The organism is Sporosarcina sp. ANT_H38, assembly GCF_008369195.1.
Taxonomy (GTDB): Bacteria; Bacillota; Bacilli; order Bacillales_A; family Planococcaceae; genus Sporosarcina.
This window is the reverse complement of sequence record NZ_VOBC01000001.1, coordinates 899,865-914,085: the sequence shown is the minus strand read 5'-3', so window position 1 is coordinate 914,085 and position 14,221 is coordinate 899,865. Positions and strand designations below refer to the sequence as shown.

The following is a 14,221-nucleotide window of genomic DNA, read 5'->3' as shown; positions in this document are numbered from 1 at the left end:
ATATTAAAGTTTGGTTTTTGTTTAAATTGACTAAGATGAGTTAATTTCATAATAGGATTATTAAACGGAAAAAACTAACAATGTTGATTTCCGCTTCAGAAGGACGCTTTCCGCGGGCACGGCTTCAGCCTCCTCGTCGTTTCACTCCTGCGGGGTCTTCAGCTCGCGCTGTTCCCGCAGGAGTCGCCATCTTCCGCTACAATCAACGAGAGTAGTCCGTAATATTGACGGACAATGAATTGGTAGATGAATTATATCGTTCGTCTTTATACATGAAATAAGTAATTGTGAAATTGATTCAGATAGAGTGCTATAAAAGTAAATATAGAAAAAGCGCCTGAAAATTAATTCAGGCGCTTTAATTTTATTTTCCCTGCAAAGGAATTTTAAATTATTTTTGTTCAGTCAACTGAGCAGTTGTTGTTCCTTATAGAGCAACCACCTTTTTATGTTCTCAAATAGTTGTATCTTCTGTATCCTTTTTCGATTTTTCGTTTATAGTCAACGCAATTCCAGCTGATACTACCAAAGCAATAATCATCATAATAAAAGAAGTATCAAATGAGCCAGTTGTTTGAAAAAGTCGCATCACTACGCAGTAAGAAATCGCGAAAATGGTGTAGTAGCCGTTCAGTCAAAAGTGATACAGCAGTAACTGTACATAGAGTAACTGAGGTTTCATCACAAAATTAGCTAGTCATTTATTGGTTAATTTCGATTAATCAATACAAATAAATTAATGTTTTATAATCAATATTTCCCTGAAAGTACAGCCGTTTTCCCCTCGTATACATCAAGCGCAGCTTGAAGCGCTTTACCAGAATTGACCTTACCTCCATGGCGATAGACGGATGCCTCCAACACTGCCAAAACTTTTAAAATATTTTCTTTTCTACAGCTGAAACCCATTGAGCCAATACGCCATATTTTACCTGCAAGCGCTCCAAATGTACTAGCTATCTCAACTCCAAACTCTTTAGACATTGTGGAACGAACTGCATCACCGTTTACTCCGTCAGGAATATGCACGCAAGTTACAACCGGCATTTTATATCGAGAATCACCAAATAGAGTAAGTCCCATCGCTTCAAGGCCTGCTACTAGTGCAAATTCATGAAACTTATGTCTTTCGAATCGTTCTTGCAAACCTTCTTCATGTACTATACGTAAGCCTTCCCTAAGTGCATAAAGCATTGACGTTGATTCTGTATGGTGATTTAGACGTTTTGGGCTCCAATACTCTTGAATTTGGCTTAAATCAAAATAGTTACTTTGAATTCTTCTAGAGTTTTTAGATGTACTATCTAGTCCCTGTTCTATTTTTCTTCGTTCAAGAATGATTTTTTCAATTCTTTCATTATAAGTAATTGGAGCCATACCTGTTGGTACTCCTAAACATTTCTGTGTTCCGCTAATAACTGCGTCAACAAACCACTCATCTGTTTTAAAATCTGTTCCTCCCAATGTCGCAACAGCATCCACTACAAATAAAACATCATTTGCCCGACAGAACTTACCGATTTCATCTAGCGGTTGCATAATGCCTGTTGAAGTCTCACCATGTACGAGTGCTACAACTTTCGGCTTTACTCTTTTTATTTCAGTAATGATCTCATCTTGATCGAAAGCTGTACCCCATTCACATTCCATTGTGGTTAAATCCGCACCTGAACGATCAGCTATTTCGGCTATTAAATGGCCAAACCTCCCGAATATAGGTACAAGAACTTTATCATCAGGCTCGATAATGGAGTTAAGTACCGCCTCAAGCCCAGAGCGTGATGTACCATCAATAGGATAGGCCCAATGATTTCTAGTTTGAAATGTCATTCTCAACAATTCCATTGTTTCATCCATAATCTCCAAAAATTCCGGATCAAATTGCCCAATAATTGGGATTGTCATTGCGCGAAGCACACGCGGTTCCGCTTCTACCGGGCCTGGTGTCATTAGCGTCCGCAAAGAAGGATTTAATTCTCTTAACATATTAATTCACCCTTTCCTTACTGATTATAGTGAACCCTTCAATTCTATTTCTTCTACATCAATTTCGATATAAATTGATTTCAAGGAATATTCTATGTACAGTTGATTCTAAGGGAATAAATAAAAGATGTCATTATTCAGTTTAGACAATTTCATAATTACATTTTGTACATAAGATACATTTAGGTATTTCCATTCACTATCTTATTCTAAAATAAATGGTAGAAGAAAGATGAAATAGGGGTGCGTTATGAAGAAGGTAGAAGATTTATTTTTCGTAGATATTTTCCAAGAAGCGAAAGTTATAGCTGGACATGCCGGGCTCAAAAGAGAAGTTGCATCAATTGAAGTTTCAGAAACACCCGATGTCATTCATTTCTTGGCTGAAAACTCATTATTAATTACGACCGGATACGCCTTTAAGGACAATCCCGCTGAACTAGTCAATCTCATTTCACAAATCAATGAACGTCCCTGTGCAGGGATTGCCATCAAACTTAAAAGATTCATTGATGAAATCCCTCAAGAAGTAATCGATTTAGCAAACTCATTGAATTTCCCAATAATACAAATTCCAGAATCTTTAACATTAGGAACTGTTGCCCATCAATTACTAAGTTTTATATGGGATAGCCAAATTCAAGAGCTTTTTTACGCAATTCATGTGCATAAAAAATTTACCAATATGATGATAAAAGGTTATAAACTGCAAGCTTTGATTGAAAGCCTAGGGTCCTTATTAAAAAGCCCTGTTCTTCTCTTAGATCCAATGGGTGAAACCACTTCTTTTTCACATCATTTCCAGGCAGGTAACATGAAAATGATGGCAGAAAATGTCGAGAAACTTATTAAAAGCGATATTGATACTTATCGAGAAACAGATGCACTTTCAGTTGCAAATCCTAACGAACCAAATATAAAATTTTCTATAAAATTATTTCAAGTCAAAACGATGCATCCATATCCATATTTGCTAATTATTTTTAATCCTGAGGAACTTCCATACCCTGCTTCGCAATTAGCTATCGAGCAAGCGTCAACGATTATTTCATTCACTCTCCTTAAAAACGAGGCGATTAGAGAAAACAATCGTTTGTTAGAGAACAACTTTTTCACATCTCTCGTTGATGGAAACATTTCTTCTAAGCAGGAAATTATTCACAGGGGAAAACAATATGGCTTAATCGACAACCATAACTACGTTTGCATTGTTTGTAAAATTGATGATGATAAGCAAAATACAGATATAATGAACAATTTATATGACTACTTGTATAAGTACTTAAATAACTCATTTTTTAATATAGATACCAAAAATATAGTTTTCATGAAAGACGCTTATTTTGTTATTTTGATGCAATTTCCTTTGAATATTGATGATCCAGTTAAAACTTCGATAGAAGAAAGGCTGAAGGAATTTCAGCACAAGGTTTATTTAAATTTAAAGATTTCTCTCTCATTTGGTGTAGGTAACCTATTTAATGACGTTTCTTATATACCGATCACATTTGCGGAGGCGGTAGAGGCATGGAAACAAGGAAAAGAGTTGTTTCAGTATAAATTTATTAACTTCTACGTACCAAAACAATTAATTGAACTGTTACGCTTAATTCCCGAAGAAAGTTTACTACAATTTTATGAAAGTACTTTGCACTCCCTCTCCTATCCAAAAAGTAAGGATGAGGAAGATTTAGTAAATACATTAATCGTTTATCTGGATAATAATTGCGAAATTGCACTTACATCAAGGAAGTTGTACGTTCACCGTAATACCGTTAAATATCGAATTGCCAAATGTGAGGAAATTCTTGGTTGTTCCGTCCATGATTCACAAAACTCACTTCATTTACGCCTTGCCTTACTTATGCGTGCGATGTTCATTAGAGAACGTTGATTTGAGAAGAGAAAGAAGAACCTCCAGCACAAAAAATCACCCATTCATTTATGTACATAAATGAATGGGTGATTTTTTGTATTGTAAAACGAACACCTTACACATCTAAAGAAAATAATTACAAGTAAATCTCTCGCCACTTTTTCCGTTCTTTTTCATTCAATTGTGCTTCGAGCGTTTCATCCCAGTGTTCGGATAATGTATTCCACACCCGCGCATAGAGTAAATCTTCCGCCTCGTTATACAAATGAAATTCAATGCAAGGCACCAAATCGACTTGTATGTCAGAAGCAGATACAATTTCGGAAACAACGATTTGAACGTTTCCTTCACCTGATTCTATACCCATCGTTTTAAGTGCATCTATTAGTACCGCATCTTCCAATGTCGCTACAGACCAATCGTCAATTTCATTGTTAAAGCGATAGATTTCCTTTTCTTCATACGCACTATTCTTTAACTCTTTGTTCAAAAAGGATTGATGGCACGGACTGTATAGCGCCTGTGTAGAGCCACTTTCTGGTTCATGTACAAAAATTCCTGTTTTAAATTGCCGGACCCCGACATCTGTCAATGAGTAAAAACCTTCTCTTATTTCAATTACACCTGAGCTAGTCATTTTGTCGATTAAATCGTTGATAAAAAGCTGTTCGACGAGAAGAATATCACTCAACTCTTCTGCAGTAGCAATATCAGCTTTTCCAAAAGCGATCAATATCATTTTCATAAGAATATCCACTTTAGTTCGCATTACAGTCAAGTATTCAATTTCGATTGAGTTAACAGGCAAACTCCATGAGAGAGTCCCCATTATTTTGACATTAAAATCCTGTTGAAGTTCTTTTGTTAATCTACCCTTTAAGTCATGCATAAAACAGGGGCCCCCTACAAATTACACTTTAATAGTTCCTTCATGATTCCTTAATCCATTTTTTAATTTGATGCTTTCTAAAAGACGTCCATACATTTCTCTTGAACTTGGATGTTTTGTCCTCATTGTGAACATACCCGAACTCCCCACGATTATGAGCAACTCACGCGCACGTGACAAAGCAACATTTAGACGCCTATAGTCCCTTGCAAATCCGATGTCACCACCCTTGTCCTGATGATTCCGTACAAAACTCAATATAATGACGTCCATCTCCATACCTTGAAACTTGTCTACTGACCCTGTTCTGCAATGCAAATGCTGCGGGATCAGTTCTTGTTGAATCAAGCGATCCACCCTTTTTACTTGTTCACCATAGAAGCTTATTACACCAACACTTTTCTTGTCTTCCTGCTTCATTCTTCCTGCGTTCTTCGCATTTTCAGTTGCCTTCTCTAAATCCATCAGGAGTTTTTTTACCATCGTCAATTCAGCTTGATTGAAACGACTTGTTCCCCCTTTAACCTTCTCTTCGAAATACTTCGGTTCATTCGGCATGTCGAACCAGAGAAGATGATCATTTCTTTGCACATAGCGGGATTCAATCAAGTGATCACGAACAGAATCAGAGTCCACTAAACCACATTGAAGACCATAATTTCCTTCTTTGTAAAAAGGCGTAATTGTTTCCATGATGCTTTCGTGCATACGATACTGGATTGCAAGCATCGTTTTGTTTTGCTCAGGTAAGGTTCTAAAAAGACGTTCAAATAATGATTCTTTCAATAGTTTTTCCAGTTCTTTCTTTTCTTCATTATTGGCACTTTCCTCGAGCAATTCTTCTAGTGTCTCTTGCCCCATAAGCGGCGGTAACTGATGATGATCTCCAACTAAAATAATCTTTTTCCCTTTTAACATAGGGAGCAGTAATTCAGGAGGTGTCGCTTTAGAAACCTCATCGATTATTACCACATCAAATATAGGATATTCCTCCATGAAATCACGCCTAGCGGACGCGACGCAAGTTGTACCGATTACATTCGCATGTTGCACATATAGTTTTCGGATTTCGTAGAGATCGTATTCATTCGCTTCTGTTAGTAGTGACAGCCATTCTTTTTGAAGTGAATGGTTGATAGGCAATCGTTTTTTGTCGTTTTTGAGTTTTTTTATCTTTTTAGATACAGCAATGAAAGATGTTTGCGCTTGTTGACGCTGTTCTTCGGGATTTTGGTTTAGTAATTCAACTAAAGCTGTTATCAGGCTTTCTTGCTCAATACAAGCTTCTTTTACTACTTCAATTTCATCGTTTTTAGCTTGAAGTGTAGCTATATTTTTCTGTAATAGTTGAGCATTTACTTCAGAATCGTTCTTTTTAATGTCCAGCTCATAGGCATTCTGTTTAAGTGCAGCCTTCTTTTGCAAATAATCGGCGTAGAGCTTTTCTTTCTGCTCCAATTCTTCTTTCACTACACTTAGTGATACAGTTTCATCGACCATCCCTACTAAATCTCGAAGTTTTGTAGTTGTTTGCTCAAGGTCATTCAGCGTTATTTGGTGACTTTCTGCATTGCGTTGCATGCCGCTTCTTTCCTGTTCAATTTCTACGATAAATTGATTGGTATGTTCGATTACTTCTGTCTTAATGACAGCGAACATTTTTTTAGCATCTAACCTAATTTGATTTTGTTTTTCCAAGTTTCCGCTCTGCGTCTGAACATAATTCTTTCTTTCACGCAACATTTCCAAAGCAATTGCCATTTTATCAAGATTGTCATATTTTTCGGCAGAGTAATTTCTCGTTTCTAGACTACGTTTAGTCGATGGATCGATTAAAAACTTTCCAACACGATCAATGAGCCCATGAATATCTTGTACTGAACTATATCTTTGGTTGACAGTTCTTTTAACTGCATTCGGAAGAAATCCGTGCTCTTTTAACAAACGATCTATCATCTCAATAGCGGCTAAAAGTCGATTTTGGAGTTCCTGCCACTCACCGTATTCGCCGCTAGACGCGTCATATTTAAATGAATCAATCAATTTATTTAATTCGGTCATTTTCCAATTCGTATTGAATGTCGGTACAATTCCAAAAAACGCTAAGCGGTTTTTCAATAAGTCGATTTTAGTTATCGAATCAAGCTGTTTTAAAAACACATGAATCGTATCGATTTTATTGTTTTTTAGTTCAAGCTCTTTGCGAATGATTGCGATAGAGTTTTCCGTCTCGTTAATCATTTGTACTGTTTCACGATAGCTTATGTAATGACGTATTTTCTCTACTTGAGGCACTAATTGCTCCATCTGATTGATTGTGTCAGGACTTATATTATCTACTTCCATGATTTGTTCAAGTCGATTAATTTCCACGATTAATTCGTCGGCGAGTTTCTTTAAATTAACCTGACTGCCCAATAATTCCTCACGTTCTTTTTTAAAGATCACTGCTTTTTGTTTGAGCTTCATGATTTCGCTAGCAAGGACAAGATGTTGCGCTTTGGCCTCTTCTTTCAGCTTAACTCTTTCATCTAATGACACCAATTCAATTTGAAGTTCTTCCAACCGTACTTCACAACTAGCTAGTTCATCTTTAAGTTGCGCTTCTTTTTCAGAATTTGACTGAAGTTGACTATTTACAGCATCTAACGTTACGTTTTTCCAGTTCGATGCTACATTTTCTTCAATAAACTTTTTACCTTCTTCTTCAATGCTATCTGTCCGACCATAACGTAAAATCCGAATATCTTGATGAGATAACAATCTGCCTAGTGCATTGTCCACTGCTAGATTTGCTTGTGAGGCGACGAGTGTACGCAACCCTGCCTTAACATTTTGATGACATATTTCAGAAATAACCGTCGTCTTACCAGTCCCTGGAGGCCCCTGAATCACGTACAGATCATTTGATGTCATTGCCCCAGTTACCGCTTCTTTTTGAAACTTATTTAACTCGTTATGAAAAACAAGCTCTTGCTGTTTCTTTGAAATGCGAACAACTGGCCGCTCCTCAAAAAGGACCTTTTCTAAATTCGCGTTGGCTGCAAGACCGTCTTGAAGATCTTTAAAACCTTTCCGTAATCTTTTTACCTGGCTAAGTTCGGCAAAATTACTGAACACGACTTTCTTATAAGATTTAGGGTGCCAGTCATTCCGCCTTGCCATTTCTTTATAATTCCGACTCAGTTCGATTTCTACGATTTTCTTAGACCGTTCCGTATTTACAACACTACCAATATCACTTTGGAGACCTTTCATCTTGACACTAAAACCTTTAATTGTATTCCATTCATTTCCTTTTAATCCGCTACAAACAACGCTCAACTTACTGAAATCTTCATTAAAGCTGGACATCGAAAAAGACGCCGTCAAATCTGCGACATCCGCATTGCTTTCTTGTATACGTAAATACCCTTCCCAACTGGCAATTCTTTTTTTCACATACTCAGAGCGTTCTTGCGCAATCGGCAATTCTCGGATGCTTGTGTACAACTCGATAGGCATCGCGACGCCAGTGCTACGACCAACTAGAAATTTCAAACGTTTAGGAAGACGTCTGTTTGTCTGTACGGGTTCTCTACGGCCCCTTACGTGAAAACCAGTTGCTAGAAAACCATCATTTTGATAAACACATTCTAATACGGCTACTCTGTCGTCTAAAAGTTTAGATAAGACTTCATTCGTGCCATTATCGAAGAAAAGCGAAAACGACATATTACCTTGTCTATTAGTTGGACGCTTTTCAATATGTACATCAAAGGCAACCTGCATCGAAAAAAAGGCGTGCTCATCCTTTGACCATTTCATGAGTTCTTTGCGTGCATTAGCCGTAATTTCAAGGCCACATCGCACCGTTTCATTTATGGTTGATTTATATCTCATTAAGCATGCCTTCCTTTCCAAAATTGGGTCTATTCTTAAGTATGACACTGTATTGAAGAAAAATGTATACAAACAATCAATTGGTTCAATTACTAATAAGGGTTGACAATTATCTTAATTTAAAAGGAACGTATATCTACTCCTATATTCGGACAATCAAAAACTGATCGCTCCATATTTGGAGACAATCAGTCATAGGTTTTTCAATCTTATAATGAAAAGATACATATTGCACCTAAAAGCACTTGAATATATTTTTGTATTCTCAAGTGAATCAATTTCATAAAAGGAGTATAAACTATAAAATCCGAACAAGGTTGATTTCTGCTTCAGGCGGTCGCATTACGCGGGCACGGCTTCAGCCAATCGAACAGCGTAGGTTTCGATTTGTAATAATTTCTGCGTCCTTTGCAGAAATATTACAGCCAATGCTCCTAACGCTCCGCTCATTCCATGCTCTTCAGCACCTGCTGTTCCTGGAGCATACAGGATCGTAAGTCATGCAACAAGGAAGGATTGCACTCCATCCCTCCTTGTTGCCGCAGGACGCAGCGAACTTCGGTTGCCAAGTTGACGCCTCGTACTATAATCAACGAGAGTAGCCAAATCATTTGCGAACAATATAATAATACGCTTAAAGAGTGTTCGTCTTTACACATTGAATACGTAGTTATGAAATTGATTCAAGAAGGAACACCATTCTCCTTAAATTTTTATGAATTTCATGATCATCCTTACACTTGGGTACGATATTACACACATCTCTATTAATTAACTACTACATTTTTCCGTAATTTTGTATTCGAATTTAAATTCCAACGTTAAAGATAGTCATATTAATTTTAAATAAAAACCAGCCAAGTTCATGAAATGGCTGGTTCTACTATTGCCTTATACCAATGTTCGCGTGCCTCAACACTATTTTGTGTTTTTCTTTTTTGCTGCTTCTTCTAATTTACTTTTTGGTTCTTCTGCAAATTCCGTATCTCCATACCCTTGTGGTGTTACACTAGTTGCTTTCTTTCCTTTATCATTATTGTTATTGGCATTTTTATTTTTCGGCATTTTTTCTTTCACCTCCATTTAGACATCTCATCAATTTTCCAGTTCAAATTGTAGTATGTCCAAAAGGTGTATATGCACTCCCATAAGTTTTTTGTCTTTCTTCTCTAATCTTATTTACTTCACCCCAACTATTTCTTCTCCAGATAATTTGCGCCATTGCCCAAAAGCTAATGTACCTAGTGGGAGTTCTTTGATCCTCACCCGTTGCAGACGAGTAACAGTATATTGAAAACGTCTATACATTCTCCTAATTTGCCGGTTCAAACCTTGTGATAAAGTGATATTAAAGCAATTATCAGTAAGTAGAACAACTCTACATGGCTTCGTTATTGTATTTCCTTTTTTTCTAGGATTGTTAATTTCCACGCCGCAAGCCATTTCTTCTATAAACGCTATCGTTTTTTTATCGACCGTTACAACATAATCTTTTTCACGTTTGCTTTCTTCCCGTAAAAGCTCATCCACTAGACTACCGTCATTTGTTAAAAGAATTAACCCTTCAGATTGTTTATCGAGCCAGTCTACAGGCAAAATCTGTACCGGGTAATTGACAAAATCAATAATATTACCTTCAATATGGCTTGCTGCCGTATATGTTACACCCGGCGGTTTGTTGAACATAAGGTATACATCGTTTACTTTTGCCTTTATACGTTGCCCGTTCACAGTAACTTTCCTCTCTTTAATGAACACATCTGCCTTTCTCTTAGAACAAAACCCAGATGAACTGATAAATTGATTTCACTACATAATTATCCTTCATGACACCACACCTGATCTATTACCCTTGATTTCATTCAACACCAAAATTGATTCAATTGAATATAAACTCAAAAGAAATCAACCATTCTTAAACATGGTTGATTTCTTCATAAGCTTGTAGTGTATTGTCTGAATAGTACCCAGCCCGTGTAAAGTTCTTAGTTAAATCCCTCTAGTCTAATATTCATTTAAATGTCTCGTCTTTATCTAAAAGAAATGAAATCTCTACGCCCAATTCCGAATAGATTTCCACATGTATCATTAACGGACATCAGTATCATCCTCGTATTCCTTTTCCCAAAAATCCGCATTTTTAATGCCTAGTTTTTTTGGATTAAAAACAGGGTCTAGCCCCAACTTCTTCTGACTTTCATAATCTTTCAAGGCAAGTAGTGCCGGTTTGGTCAGAATTAAGATTGCAATGACATTCAGCCATACCATAATACCCAAACCTACATCTCCAAGTCCCCATGCCAACTCTGCTGTTCTGATTGTTCCCCAGAAAGACGTGATTAGAATGACAATTTTCAATACCAGCATAGCTGTTTTCTTGTTCTTTTTTCGTATTAAATAAGCAATGTTCGTTTCTGCGATATAATAGTAAGCCATGATTGTTGTAAATGCGAAGAAAAAGAGCGCAATGGCTACAAAGCCTGCTCCAAAACCAGGAAGAGCACTGTCGACAGCAGCCTGTGTATAGCCTGGTCCCTGTTCTACACCGGGAATATTATTAACGATAAATGTGCCATCCTCTGCTTGTGTGTTATACATGCCAGTAAACAAGATCATGAATGCTGTAGCTGAACAGACGAACAATGTATCAATGTAGACAGAAAAAGACTGAACCAAACCTTGTTTGACAGGATGAGATACCTCTGCCGCTGCTGCCGCATGAGCTCCAGTCCCCTGCCCTGCTTCATTTGAATATATTCCCCTCTTAACGCCCCACATAATCGCCATACCGATAATGCCGCCAAAAGCGGAATCCATGGCAAAAGCACTTTTAAAAATCAAAGTGAAGACTTCAGGTAATAGATTGATATTCATTACGATGATTATGAGTGCGACCAACATGTATCCTAACGCCATGAACGGCACGATGACCTGTGCAACATTCGCAATTCGTTTGACTCCCCCTAAAATGATGAAACCTAATATACCTACAATTACAAGTCCAGTTCCCCACTGAGGAATATTAAATGCGTTATCCATCCCAACAGCAATCGAATTGGACTGGACACCCGGCATAAGGATCGCCATCGCAATCAGGGCTGCAATTGCGAATAGGGTTCCAAACCACTTCCAACCTATCCCTTTCTCAATATAATAAGCTGGACCGCCGCGATATTGTCCATCTTGTTTCACTTTGTAAATTTGTGCTAGAGTAGATTCAACAAAGGCACTTGAAGCACCTATGAAAGCAATTGCCCACATCCAAAAGACAGCTCCTGGTCCTCCGTAAAATATTGCCGTTGCCACACCCGCGATATTCCCTGTCCCAACCCGTCCGGAAAGTGCAATTGATAGCGCCTGGAAGGACGAAATACCTGCGTCCGAGCTTTTCCCCTTAAACATCAATGTAAACATTTCTTTAATATGCCTTACCTGCAAAAAGCGAGTCAATATAGAAAAAAATAAACCAACCCCAAGTAAAATATAAATGACTGGCGTACTCCACAAAATACTATTCAGACCATTTACAAAGCCCTCCACTAAAATCCCTCCTCAATTCCAGAATAATCTCTCATTTTTCTCCTCTTTGATTATATGACAAGACTTTAAGTTGTATACGACTAGCATTCGATATAGGACCCAAAGAAAAGACGGTGACAGGTACAAAACGATCATTTTAACTCACTTCTGTTGATTAACTATATATTTGCATAAAATACTGGTGAGAAGGGCTTGATAACCCCCATTTTCACTGGACTATTTTCGGACCGCTTTCGGCTAACTATTAAGACAGACTTAAGGAGGTATTGTAATTCAATCCTCCTTAGTAATCCTGTTGTGAATAGTTGCCTGTTGGGTTCCTACAATGTTCAAGTGAAAAATGCAGTTGTTGTGTAGGGATGCGACAAAGTCGCATCCCTACACATCCTGATATTTCGGTATTCGTACTAAAAGTCATTCAATCCAAGCAATCCCAATGCGCAACTATACAAGTGTCGGCGAGCTGGTGATCAAGTTAATTTCTGGTTATTTTTGGTTAATCAACAGACGCATTACTATTTTGCACTAACATGATTTTTCAACTTTCGCGTTTGAATGAGTACCGACACCGTACTTAAAACCGTGTCTCAAAGCTCTTGTTTTCTTTTAATTCAGGTTTATAATGAAAATGTGAGAATTATAATTTAGTAGAATATGGAGATATTATGCGAACATATAATGAAAAAGTTAGTATTTATCATGGAATGGCATCGACTATTGCGTTGAACTTTTCGAATAACTTCTTTCCGATTTTTGCGATTACTATTTTAGGAGCATCGAATTATCAAGTTGGTCTAATTAGCTCCTTGCCTCCACTAATGGCATTGCTTATGACGATTCCCGCTGCAATTTTATTAAATCGAGCACACGCACAAAAGAAACTCGTCGCAATGTCTGTGTTAATCGCGCGTTTGATGTTTATCCTTATTATTATGCTCGTTTACATACCCTCTACCACGTTTCAAGCTTGGTCATTTCTGGCAGTTATTGCATTAATGAGCGTGCCGAATACAGTCGCCAACATAGGATGGCAGACACTTATTGGTGGCTTGGTTAGCAATTCGAGACGGGGTGCATTTTTTAGTGATCGCAACCGTCTTTTGACAATCGTTGGTCTTATTTCAACCTTACTGATTGGTATTCTAATGAAAGACATCTCTGAAAGTGTATTAGCCTATCAACTGTTATTCGCTATCGCATTTTGTTTTGGATTAGTTGAAGTATTTTTTTTGATGAAACATGAAGAAGAACCAGCAAAAATTGAAGGACCTTTGACGAAAAAGAAGTTGATGGATTGGTCAATTTTTCAACATTCCGGCTATGTATGGTTTCTAGTTGGAGCACTTTTTTTCAATTTCGCTTGGCAAATGGCTTGGGGAATATTTAATATTTATCACGTCCGTATCGTTGGGGCGACAATTTTTTGGATCAGCATGTTTTCCGTAGGAAATATGTTAATGCAAATTTTAACTTTCCCGCTATGGAAAAAATGGGCAGAACGGAAATCAAACGTACTTGTCCTCGTCTGGGCAGCAATAGGTATGGCAACGACGCCGTTCTTAACGGTATTGTCGACCAACTTGTATTATTTAACACTCGTCCAAACGATGTCAGGCTTTTTCTTATCGGGTGTGGTATTGCTGTTGTTTAATTTATTGCTAGAGCAATCACCTGAAAAATCACGGACATATTGCATTACGACGTACAATGTTTTACTAGCATTCGTCGCATTCATTGCTCCACAAGTCGGTATTTTTTTGTTAAATGTACTGGGTGTTGAAACGGCAATGTATATAAACTCAGGTTTACGCTTGCTCAGCGCTGCACTATTTTTTGTCGTATTTGTTCGATATGCACATGATTCTAAGGCCTCGATCAAACAATGAAATCAAGAAATTTGTGCTTCATACATTGATTACAATCTTCTTAAGATAAAATTTACGCAAAAGAGCAAAGTCAATTTCGACTTTGCTCTTTTATTTTGTTCGAAATATCCACCTCTCCCCCCCCTTTTTCTCAATAAATTTATCATGGGTCACCTCACTATT

Annotated in this window: 8 protein-coding genes; 2 read left to right on the top strand and 6 right to left on the bottom strand. The window is 37.5% G+C overall.

Going from position 1 to position 14,221, the window contains the following annotated elements; translation table 11 throughout:
- Positions 1 to 750 precede the first annotated feature (750 nt).
- Entirely contained in the window at positions 751 to 1,986 is a 1,236-nt protein-coding gene (locus FQ087_RS04310; protein WP_370456029.1) for a pyridoxal-phosphate-dependent aminotransferase family protein, read from the bottom strand.
- A 250-nt stretch (positions 1,987 to 2,236) separates the two neighbouring features.
- On the opposite strand from FQ087_RS04310, the gene FQ087_RS04305 reads away from it, so the two are divergent.
- On the top strand, positions 2,237 to 3,880 hold the full coding sequence (locus FQ087_RS04305) for a PucR family transcriptional regulator (protein ID WP_149579302.1): 1,644 nt from the start codon (positions 2,237 to 2,239) through the stop codon (positions 3,878 to 3,880).
- Positions 3,881 to 3,998: 118 nt separating this feature from the next.
- Here FQ087_RS04305 and FQ087_RS04300 read toward each other — a convergent pair whose 3' ends face one another.
- The 5 genes from FQ087_RS04300 to FQ087_RS04280 form a co-directional block, all read right to left on the bottom strand.
- Complete coding sequence (locus FQ087_RS04300) at positions 3,999 to 4,751, bottom strand: hypothetical protein (RefSeq protein WP_149579301.1); 753 nt, start codon at positions 4,749 to 4,751, stop codon at positions 3,999 to 4,001.
- Positions 4,752 to 4,772: 21 nt separating this feature from the next.
- On the bottom strand, positions 4,773 to 8,633 hold the full coding sequence (locus tag FQ087_RS04295; RefSeq protein WP_149579300.1) for an AAA domain-containing protein: 3,861 nt from the start codon (positions 8,631 to 8,633) through the stop codon (positions 4,773 to 4,775).
- Positions 8,634 to 9,551: 918 nt separating this feature from the next.
- On the bottom strand, positions 9,552 to 9,698 hold the full coding sequence (gene sspL / locus FQ087_RS04290) for a small, acid-soluble spore protein L (RefSeq protein WP_149580742.1): 147 nt from the start codon (positions 9,696 to 9,698) through the stop codon (positions 9,552 to 9,554).
- 114 nt (positions 9,699 to 9,812) lie between these two features.
- On the bottom strand, positions 9,813 to 10,430 hold the full coding sequence (locus tag FQ087_RS04285; protein WP_255452268.1) for a pseudouridine synthase: 618 nt from the start codon (positions 10,428 to 10,430) through the stop codon (positions 9,813 to 9,815).
- A gap of 291 nt (positions 10,431 to 10,721) precedes the next feature.
- Positions 10,722 to 12,173 (bottom strand): alanine/glycine:cation symporter family protein, encoded by a 1,452-nt coding sequence (locus FQ087_RS04280; protein WP_149579299.1) that lies wholly within the window; start codon positions 12,171 to 12,173, stop codon positions 10,722 to 10,724.
- A 665-nt stretch (positions 12,174 to 12,838) separates the two neighbouring features.
- Between FQ087_RS04280 and FQ087_RS04275 the strand changes: the two genes are divergently transcribed.
- Positions 12,839 to 14,059 carry an MFS transporter gene (locus tag FQ087_RS04275; protein ID WP_149579298.1) on the top strand — a complete coding sequence of 407 codons (1,221 nt, stop codon included), beginning with the start codon at positions 12,839 to 12,841 and terminating at the stop codon, positions 14,057 to 14,059.
- The last annotated feature ends 162 nt before the right edge of the window (positions 14,060 to 14,221 follow it).

Coding starts and splice junctions, on each gene's coding strand:
- sspL (WP_149580742.1), bottom strand. CDS start 9,698: ATGCCGAAAAATAAAAATGCCAATAACAATAATGATAAAGGAAAGAAA.
- FQ087_RS04275 (WP_149579298.1), top strand. CDS start 12,839: ATGCGAACATATAATGAAAAAGTTAGTATTTATCATGGAATGGCATCG.
- FQ087_RS04295 (WP_149579300.1), bottom strand. CDS start 8,633: ATGAGATATAAATCAACCATAAATGAAACGGTGCGATGTGGCCTTGAA.
- FQ087_RS04300 (WP_149579301.1), bottom strand. CDS start 4,751: ATGCATGACTTAAAGGGTAGATTAACAAAAGAACTTCAACAGGATTTT.
- FQ087_RS04310 (WP_370456029.1), bottom strand. CDS start 1,986: ATGTTAAGAGAATTAAATCCTTCTTTGCGGACGCTAATGACACCAGGC.
- FQ087_RS04305 (WP_149579302.1), top strand. CDS start 2,237: ATGAAGAAGGTAGAAGATTTATTTTTCGTAGATATTTTCCAAGAAGCG.